The organism is Limnohabitans sp., assembly GCF_044361985.1.
Classification (GTDB): Bacteria; Pseudomonadota; Gammaproteobacteria; order Burkholderiales; family Burkholderiaceae_C; genus Limnohabitans_A.
This window is the reverse complement of the sequence record NZ_JBIKHV010000087.1, coordinates 1-8,625: the sequence shown is the minus strand read 5'-3', so window position 1 is coordinate 8,625 and position 8,625 is coordinate 1. Positions and strand designations below refer to the sequence as shown.

General features: G+C 57.8%; 11 protein-coding genes and 1 tRNA gene. 10 read left to right on the top strand and 2 right to left on the bottom strand.

The window, feature by feature from the left end; genetic code table 11:
* The 6 genes from ACIQ3A_RS12185 to ACIQ3A_RS12160 all read left to right on the top strand — a co-directional run.
* On the top strand, positions 1–393 hold a 393-nt coding region (locus ACIQ3A_RS12185), incomplete at its 5' end, for a F0F1 ATP synthase subunit gamma (protein ID WP_396432002.1).
* 38 nt (positions 394–431) lie between these two features.
* Positions 432–1,835, top strand: a complete 1,404-nt coding sequence (atpD, locus tag ACIQ3A_RS12180) for a F0F1 ATP synthase subunit beta (protein ID WP_396432001.1) — start codon at positions 432–434, stop codon at positions 1,833–1,835.
* A gap of 69 nt (positions 1,836–1,904) precedes the next feature.
* Complete coding sequence (locus tag ACIQ3A_RS12175; RefSeq protein ID WP_396432000.1) at positions 1,905–2,318, top strand: F0F1 ATP synthase subunit epsilon; 414 nt, start codon at positions 1,905–1,907, stop codon at positions 2,316–2,318.
* A gap of 119 nt (positions 2,319–2,437) precedes the next feature.
* Positions 2,438–2,887, top strand: coding sequence for a YybH family protein (locus tag ACIQ3A_RS12170; protein ID WP_396431999.1), 450 nt, complete (start codon positions 2,438–2,440; stop codon positions 2,885–2,887).
* A gap of 5 nt (positions 2,888–2,892) precedes the next feature.
* Complete coding sequence (locus ACIQ3A_RS12165; RefSeq protein ID WP_396431998.1) at positions 2,893–3,906, top strand: YheT family hydrolase; 1,014 nt, start codon at positions 2,893–2,895, stop codon at positions 3,904–3,906.
* Positions 3,899–4,447 (top strand): DUF2946 family protein, encoded by a 549-nt coding sequence (locus ACIQ3A_RS12160; protein ID WP_396431997.1) that lies wholly within the window; start codon positions 3,899–3,901, stop codon positions 4,445–4,447. Before ACIQ3A_RS12165 ends, ACIQ3A_RS12160 begins: the two co-directional genes overlap by 8 nt.
* Positions 4,448–4,514: 67 nt before the next feature.
* On the opposite strand, the gene ACIQ3A_RS12155 is transcribed toward ACIQ3A_RS12160, so the two are convergent.
* Positions 4,515–5,039 (bottom strand): c-type cytochrome, encoded by a 525-nt coding sequence (locus ACIQ3A_RS12155; protein WP_396431996.1) that lies wholly within the window; start codon positions 5,037–5,039, stop codon positions 4,515–4,517.
* Positions 5,040–5,183: 144 nt separating this feature from the next.
* On the opposite strand from ACIQ3A_RS12155, the gene ACIQ3A_RS12150 reads away from it, so the two are divergent.
* From ACIQ3A_RS12150 to ACIQ3A_RS12140, 3 genes are all read left to right on the top strand, one after another.
* Positions 5,184–5,259: transfer RNA gene (locus ACIQ3A_RS12150), tRNA-Arg, on the top strand.
* A gap of 97 nt (positions 5,260–5,356) precedes the next feature.
* Positions 5,357–6,145, top strand: coding sequence for an enoyl-CoA hydratase/isomerase family protein (locus ACIQ3A_RS12145; RefSeq protein ID WP_396431994.1), 789 nt, complete (start codon positions 5,357–5,359; stop codon positions 6,143–6,145).
* Positions 6,146–6,189: 44 nt separating this feature from the next.
* The gene (locus tag ACIQ3A_RS12140) at positions 6,190–7,338 is read left to right on the top strand and encodes a hypothetical protein (protein WP_396431993.1); all 1,149 of its coding nucleotides are present in this window, start codon (positions 6,190–6,192) and stop codon (positions 7,336–7,338) included.
* Here ACIQ3A_RS12140 and ACIQ3A_RS12135 read toward each other — a convergent pair.
* The gene (locus ACIQ3A_RS12135; RefSeq protein ID WP_396432003.1) at positions 7,331–8,191 is read right to left on the bottom strand and encodes an EamA family transporter; all 861 of its coding nucleotides are present in this window, start codon (positions 8,189–8,191) and stop codon (positions 7,331–7,333) included. The genes ACIQ3A_RS12140 and ACIQ3A_RS12135 overlap by 8 nt on opposite strands.
* Positions 8,192–8,370: 179 nt before the next feature.
* Here ACIQ3A_RS12135 and yajC point away from each other — a divergent pair.
* Positions 8,371–8,625: preprotein translocase subunit YajC (yajC, locus tag ACIQ3A_RS12130; RefSeq protein WP_396431992.1), on the top strand; the 255-nt coding region annotated here is incomplete at its 3' end.

Genomic DNA, 8,625 nt, shown 5'->3' with positions numbered 1-8,625 from the left:
AGTGCCGTGTACCTCTGCTACAACAAGTTTGTCAGCACCATGGCGCAAGTGCCAACCATCGACCAGTTGCTGCCACTGTCTTCATCCAAGATGGCGTCAGAAACCAAGGCCGCAGGGGCTGTAGCGCATGGCTGGGACTACATCTATGAGCCCGATGCCCAGACGGTCATTGACGAATTGCTGGTCCGTTATGCAGAAGCCTTGGCCTACCAAGCAGTGGCTGAAAACATGGCCTCCGAGCATGCCGCCCGTATGGTGGCCATGAAGGCCGCAACAGACAACGCTGGCAATGTGATTGGTGAGCTCAAACTCATCTACAACAAGACCCGTCAAGCCGCCATCACCAAAGAACTGTCGGAAATCGTCTCTGGCGCAGCCGCGATCAGCGGTTGATTCCCAGTTCAGCTAATTCAAATTATTTGGAGCGAAAAATGCAAGCCCAAGGAAAAATTGTTCAATGTATTGGCGCTGTGGTCGACGTGGAATTTCCACGAAACCAGATGCCCAAGATTTATGACGCACTCAAGATGGACGGCTCCGCGCTGACCCTTGAAGTGCAGCAGCAACTCGGTGATGGCATCGTGCGCACCATTGCGCTCGGCTCTTCCGACGGTTTGCGTCGTGGTCTGATGGTGTCCAACACGGGCAAAGCGATCACCGTGCCCGTTGGCAAAGCCACACTGGGCCGCATCATGGACGTGCTGGGTGCGCCCATCGACGAACGTGGCCCTGTGAGCCAAGAGCTGACAGCCTCCATTCACCGCAAAGCCCCTGCTTACGACGAACTGAGCCCTTCACAAGAACTGCTGGAAACCGGCATCAAGGTGATTGACCTGGTTTGCCCGTTCGCCAAAGGCGGCAAGGTCGGCTTGTTCGGTGGTGCCGGTGTGGGCAAGACCGTGAACATGATGGAATTGATCAACAACATCGCCAAGGCGCACAGCGGCTTGTCCGTGTTCGCCGGTGTGGGTGAGCGTACCCGTGAAGGCAACGACTTCTACCACGAGATGGCCGATTCCGGTGTGGTGAACCTCGAGAACCTCCCTGAGTCCAAAGTCGCCATGGTCTACGGTCAGATGAACGAGCCACCAGGCAACCGTTTGCGCGTCGCCTTGACCGGTCTGACCATTGCCGAATCCTTCCGCGACGAAGGCAAAGACGTGTTGTTCTTCGTGGACAACATCTACCGCTACACCTTGGCCGGTACCGAAGTCTCCGCCTTGTTGGGCCGTATGCCTTCTGCTGTGGGCTACCAGCCTACATTGGCCGAAGAAATGGGCCGTTTGCAAGAACGTATCACCTCGACCAAGGTCGGCTCGATCACTTCCATCCAAGCCGTTTACGTGCCTGCTGATGACTTGACCGACCCATCGCCAGCCACCACCTTTGCCCACTTGGACTCCACTGTCGTGTTGTCCCGTGACATCGCTTCGCTGGGTATCTACCCCGCCGTGGACCCGCTGGACTCCACCAGCCGCCAGCTGGACCCATTGGTCGTTGGCCAGGACCATTACGAAACAGCGCGTGCTGTGCAAGGCACACTGCAGCGTTACCGCGAGCTGCGCGACATCATCGCCATCATGGGTATGGACGACTTGGCCCCTGAAGACAAGTTGGCCGTGGCCCGTGCCCGCAAGATCCAGCGTTTCCTGTCGCAGCCTTTCCACGTGGCTGAAGTGTTCACTGGCTCTCCTGGCAAGTACGTCACATTGGCCGAGACCATTCGTGGTTTCAAAATGATTGTGGCTGGCGAGTGCGATCACTTGCCAGAGCAAGCGTTCTACATGGTCGGTACCATCGACGAAGCTTTCGAAAAGGCCAAAAAGGCAGCGTAAAGCAGCGCCACGGGGCGGCTTCCAGTTGCCCCGCAGCCCGCTTCAACGCAGCCTTTTTAAGGAGTAAACATGAACACCATCCACGTTGATGTGGTCAGTGCAGAAGAGTCCATCTACTCGGGTGAAGCCCGATTCGTGGCCTTGCCTGGCGAGTCTGGCGAACTGGGCATCTACCCACGCCACACCCCGTTGATCACCCGCATCAAGGCCGGTTCGGTTCGGATTGAGACGGCTGACGGCGGCGAGGAATTTGTTTTCGTGGCTGGCGGCATTCTGGAAGTGCAGCCAGACTGTGTCACCGTGCTGTCTGACACCGCGATTCGCGGTAAAGACCTCGACGAAGAGAAAGCCAATGCAGCCAAAGCCGCCGCAGAAGAAGCTTTGAAAAATGCCAAAAGCGAAATCGACATGGCCCGCGCCACGTCCGAGTTGGCTGTGTTGGCCGCGCAGTTGTCTGCCCTGCGCAAGTACCGGAAAAAATAAAACATTTTTCAGCTGACGTTCTTGCATAGCTGCAGGAATATTAAAAAACCCGGTGCATTCATGTGGCCGGGTTTTTTGTTGCCCAGCGCACGCAAGGGTCCGTGTAGACTCAAACGATCATGAAACGAGCCAAACTGCAAGCAGCCGTCGTGGGCGGAACGCCTGACGACATCGAACAAAGCTTTTACGAGGCGCTCCACAACGCCGACATCGAGCAACTCATGGCCTGCTGGGCAGAAGAAGACGAGATTGTTTGCGTGCACCCAGGGGGGCCCAGGATGATTGGGCCAGGTGCCATTCGCGCCACGTTTGAGGGCATGTTTGCCAATGGCAGTGTGCAAGCCCATCCTGAACGTGTCCACAAAGTGGTTTCACTGGCTTGCGCAGTCCACCACCTTGTAGAAAGGGTCGAAGTGATCACCCCCCAAGGTGCAAAACAGGCCTTTGTGATCGCCACCAATGTGTACCAAAAAATGCCGCAAGGCTGGCGCATGGTGGCGCACCATGCCAGTCCCGGCACGCCCAATGACTCGGCTGATGTGGGTCTGAAGCCCACGGTGTTGCACTGACGACCATGCATTACCGGGCCCCAGCATGGCTGCCCGGTGGGCATGCCCAGACCATTTGGCCTGCGTTGTATGCGCTCAGGCGCTGGGAGCCCGCCATGCCGAAACTGCGTGAGCGTTGGCAAACGCCAGACAACGACTTCATCGATGTTGATCGGCAAACCGCAAGCTGCACAAATCGACCCCTGGTGGTGCTTTTTCACGGCCTGGAAGGCTCATCGGACAGCCATTACGCACAGGCATTTGCCGACTGGGCCACCGCACACGACTTCAACTTTGCATTGCCCCATTTTCGTGGGTGCAGTGGCGAGCTCAACCTTGCACCCCGTGCATACCACTCTGGCGACCATCAAGAAATTGACTGGGTGTTGCAACGCTTGCGCACCCAGCACCAATCGCAGGGTGGGAAGATTTTGGTTGCTGCAGGGGTCTCATTGGGCGGCAATGCCTTGATGCGCTGGGCGGGTCTGCAAGGGGCGTCGGCTTTGCAAAGCGCAGATGCGATCGCCTCGATTTGCTCACCACTTGATTTGGTGCAAAGCGGCATGGCGATTGGCAAGGGCTTGAACCGACAGATTTACACCCGCATGTTTTTACACAGCATGAAACCCAAGGCCCTGGCCAAATGGGCCCAACACCCGGGTCTGTTTGACAAAGACCGTCTCATGGCTGCGACAGACCTGTACGATTTTGACAATGTGTTCACGGCCCCTTTGCATGGTTTCAAAGACACCGACGACTACTGGTCCAAGGCGTCAGCCAAACCCCTCATGAAAAACATCTTCATGCCCGCCTTGGCCTTGAATGCTCGCAATGACCCGTTTGTGCCAGCCAGTAGCCTGCCGCAACAAGCGGATGTGTCGACATCGGTCACGCTCTGGCAGCCCGAGCAGGGCGGTCATGTCGGCTTCGCCCAAGGCCAGTGGCCAAGCCACGTCAGAGGCTTACCCAATGCGGTAGGCGGCTGGCTCATGGCGGCTTGTGGACAGCCACTGGATGCAGAGGTGGCGCGCCATGGATGACATTGTTCGGCAAGCCATGGCCAAGTGGCCTAATGTGCCGGATTGCTTTGGCTGGCTGGGCTTGGACAGTCGCGGTCACTGGCACATGCGGGATGACCGCGTGCAAGGCTTGGGGGCTTACCAAAGCGGACAAGAGGGCGCCAAAGGCTCTGTGCTGAGGCATGAAAAATTGGTTGAATTCATCCATCGCAATTACGATGCCGACGAACTCGGGCGCTGGTTTTTTCAAAACGGCCCGCAGCGGGTTTACATCGAACTGGAAGTCGCGCCGCACGTGTGGCGTTTAAACGAAATTTTTGAGCCCACCTCGCACACAGGACAAAAGGCAGAGGCTCTAGGCTGTCTGGTCGATGAAGTCGGGCGTGTTTATTTGCACACCAGCTTGGGCTTGGGTCTGGTGCACACATGGGATGTGGTCTTGGTGGCCCAAGCCATAGAGCAGGGGCTTTGGCAGCCTGAAGACTGTCTGGCTCAGGAGTTACCTGGTCGCTTTGGATTCGTCATCAGTCCACAGCAGGGACAAGGCATCAGCAAAGCATAAGCAAGGCAAAAGCAAGACATAAAAAAACCGACCCCAAGGATCGGTTGTTTTGCAAGCCCTCAGGGCCTTACTTTTTCTCGCCTTCGGCGGCAGGTGCTTTGGGCTCTTCAAATTTGGCGCCAGCATTGTTGGCCATGTAAACCACAGAACGGGCGATTTCGGTGTCATTGAAATCACCACCGCCTTGTGCGCCCATCGCGTTTTTGCCTTTCAACGCCGACGTGACCAAAGTCTCCAGACCTTGCTTGATGCGGGCACCCCAGGCGCCAGTATCAGCAAATTTGGGTGCACCTGCAGCGCCGATGGCATGGCAAGCAGCACATTGGGCTTTGTAGACTTCTTCGCCAGATTTCAGCGGGCGGTTGGCATCGCGGATTTCGACGGTACCCACTTTCTGGATGCGCAGGGCCACCGATTTTTCAGCATCGCTGGCGCCTGGTGCCGTCTTGTTGGCGGAAGTCACATAAAACACCAAGCCGATGATGATGAAAACCGGAATGATGAAAGAGGCCAGACTCAGCAAAAGCATTTGCTTGGGCGTTTTCACCGGACCGGTGTGCGCTTCGTGTTGATCGTGGCTGTTGTCGCTCATGAGATCCTCTTGTAGGGGCTGGGCCGTTTGGCCTGTGGGATTGACCGGAATCAACCCAAGATTATAGCGGCCCACCCTTCACTGGGCTTGCAAGCTCAAGCAAGAAAGACCAGCCGTGTGATAATCCAACTCGCTTCGTGCCGTGCGGCTGTAGCTCAGTGGATAGAGTATTGGCCTCCGAAGCCAAGGGTCGTGGGTTCGATCCCCGCCAGCCGCACCACTTTCAACTTCGCCACCCTTCGCGGTGGCGTTTTGTTGTCAAGCCCTGCTTAGCCCCACCGATTCGGTTTGGGCCCCTGCCGAATTGGATTCAAAACATGTCACCTGCCCTTGAGCACGCATCCCCCCCCGTTTTGCACATCGACAACGGCGTCGCCACCATCACGCTGAACCGGCCTGCGCGGCGCAATCGTCTTGAAAACGGCGACCTGAAGGTTTTGCTGGGGCATTTCGAAACCCTCAACCGTGACCAGGATGTGCGTGTTCTGGTGTTGACCGCCAACACGGCGGGTCACCCCAAACCGGTTTTTTGTGCCGGCTACGACATCGGTGGTTTTGACGAACCTGGGCATGGCGCGATCTTTTTTGAGGAAATTCCGGATGCATTGGCCCAGCTTCGGCCCGTGACGGTTTGCGCTCTGAATGGCAGCGTGTACGGTGGCGCCACCGATGTGGTGCTGGCCTGTGATTTGTGCATTGGCCTGGTGGGCATCGAGTGGCGCATGCCCGCCACTGCGTTGGGCTTGCATTACTACGCGAGTGGCTTACAGCGTTATGTCAGCCGCTTTGGGCTGGCCGGTGCCAAACGGGCGTTTTTGACAGCGCGCGCATTTTCTGCCGAGCAGTTGAACGCCTTGGGCCTGTTTGAAGCCATGGTGGGCTTGCCCGATTGGGACGGGGTCTTGGCGCAATTGGTCAGCGACATTCTGAGTTTGGCGCCTTTGGCCGCGCAGGAAACCAAAAAATCATTGAATGAAATCGCTGCTGGGCAAATGGACGAGGCCCTGCTGCGCGGGCGCGAGCAAATGACCACACGCAGTGCCGATTTTGCAGAAGGGCGCGCCGCATTTGCCGAGCGCCGCAAACCTGTATTTGTGGGCCGGTGACCGCCCCATCAAGAATCGGCGTCTTGATCCGATTCATCAAGGTCATGCATTCAATTTCAAACCGTGGGCGCGCCATCAAGGGCAGGGTCTTGGGAGTCATCATTTTGGGATGGCTCGCGTGTGCTTGCCCGGTCATGGCGGGCCAATACCAGTTGTTGGCAGAGCAATCCAATGCGGTGGTGATTGCCGCGCATGTGCAAAATGCCGAGCAAGTTTGCAACCTGGACATATCGGTTCAGGGGCGACCAGCCCAAGAGCGCGAAGTGCAGGCCCCCTACTTTGAAGCGCGCATCGACATCAAGCCGCAAGACACGCAAACCGTCACCGTGACCTGGCGTGGCAAGTTCAAGCGCGTCAACGGTGTGGCGGTCAATGCCTGCCCGACGCAAGGCCAGGCGCAATTTCAGGTGGTCTCGGACAATGCGCAGTTGCGTGCCGTTTGGGCCGGTGTGTTCTCCCAAATGGTCCCGGCCAAGGCCGAATGCGTGCGCTCAGCCTTGCAGTCAGACCGTGTGCGTTACGACTGGTTTGACATGAACGACAAGCAGGTCAGCCCCGAAGACTGGAAAATTCAACGGGCATTGACCCAGTGCGATGCCTTTTTAGCCCGCAAAAAAGCCTGGGGCGAGCAAACCGCCCGAAGCTTTGCGTGTGTTTTGCCCGGTGGCTTGAAGACCCAATGCGAGGGGTATTTCAGCGCCACCGAAAACGGCAAGACACAGCCCATTTCCAGGGAAGCTGCGATTCAGCGGCAACTCGAAGACAAGGCCTGGGACTCGGGTGTGCGTGAGACGGCGGCGGCCAAAGCCGGGCGCCAAAAGAAAGAACAAGCCTTGAAAGCGCGGCTTGCGGCTGAAGAGGCCGCGAGCATCAAGGCGCAAGAAGAGGCGCGCATTCGCGAAGAGCAAGAAGCGCAAGAGGCCAAAGTGGTTCAAGCCAGGGAGCGCAAAGAGAAGGCCGAAGCCGACCACGCCAGGAGGCTGAAAGAACTTGACCGGCTAGAGCAAGAGCGACTGGAAAAGCGCAGCTGGATGCTCAAACAGTTGGAAAAACTCAGGCGTGATCCGAAAGTGGATGCCAAAGCCGAAGAGGGCAAGCCCGGCAATGCGGTGGCACCTGCCGCCGGAGCGGCCGATGCCAAAGCTGAGACCAAGCCTGAGGCCAAAGCAGAGGCCAAGCCGGAAGTTAAATAACGCTTCGGCCCTCGTCTGAGGGTGCCTTGCGCCGCCCGGCTGACCAGGCCGTGCCCATGGAGGCGGCCATCACCATCGCAATCGCCAGGCCTTGCAACAGTGTCAAACGCTCGGACAGCACCAGCCAGCCTGCCAGGGCGCCCACAGCGGGCTCCAGGCTCAACAAGATGCTGAAGGTATTTTTGGGCAGGTGGTTGAGCGAAAACATTTCCAGCGCGTAAGGGATGGCGCTCGACAAAAGTGCCACGGCCAAGCCGGCCATCAGCCATTGAGGATCCAGCAAGGCGCTGCCCGCGTGGAAAACGCCAACGGGTGCCACCACCAGCGCTGCTGCCAGCATGCCCATGGGCGTGGCCATGCTGCCGTAACGCATGGCCACCCGTTGTCCAAACACAATGTAAAGCGCCCAGCAAAAGCCAGCCGCCAGGGCAAGGCCCATGCCCAGCGGGTCAAGCGCGGTGGCGGCATCGGTACCCGGCAGGGGAAGCAGCAATGCCAGACCCGTGGCCGCCAAAACCACCCACAGCCAGTCGCTGGCTTTTTTGGAGGTCCAAATTGCAACCGCCAGTGGCCCGGTGAATTCGATGGCAATGGCCACACCAAACGGAATGGTCTTGATGGCGCTGTAAAAAAGCAGGTTCATCACGCCCAGCGTGACACCGTACAGGCCCAGCGGCAGGGCGTCGGCCCAGCCCCATTGACGGCGCCACGGACGGAACACCGCCATCAGCATCAGCATTGCAAAAACGATGCGGTAAGCCGAGGTGCCTTCGGCCCCCAAGGCGGGGAACAGGCTTTTGGCAAACGAGGTACCCACAGCCAATGACACCAGGCTGCCCAACAAGGCCAGCATGGCCCACAAACGCAAATTCAAGGGGGTGTCTCTTTCAGGGGTGCACGGTTTGCCGGGGCATTCCGATGGGGCAAAAGGCTTTTAAGCGGCATCATAGCGCCGCATACAATGGCGGCTTCGTCCGCGGTCTGTACTGGCTGCCCCGATCAATCCCGAATTTGCCTTTTTGTGGAGTTTCCATGTTTATTTCTTCCGCTTTTGCCCAAACCGCTCCAGCCGCCGCGTCCGGTGGAGACATGCAGTCCACCCTCATGAGCATGCTGCCTTTGCTGCTGATGTTTGCGGTTTTGTATTTCGTCATGATCCGGCCCCAGATGAAAAAGCAAAAAGAGCACCGCAGCATGATTGAGGCTTTGGCCAAAGGTGACGAAGTCGTGACCGCTGGTGGCCTGTTGGGCAAAGTCAGCAAAATCGGTGATGCTTACATTGGTGTG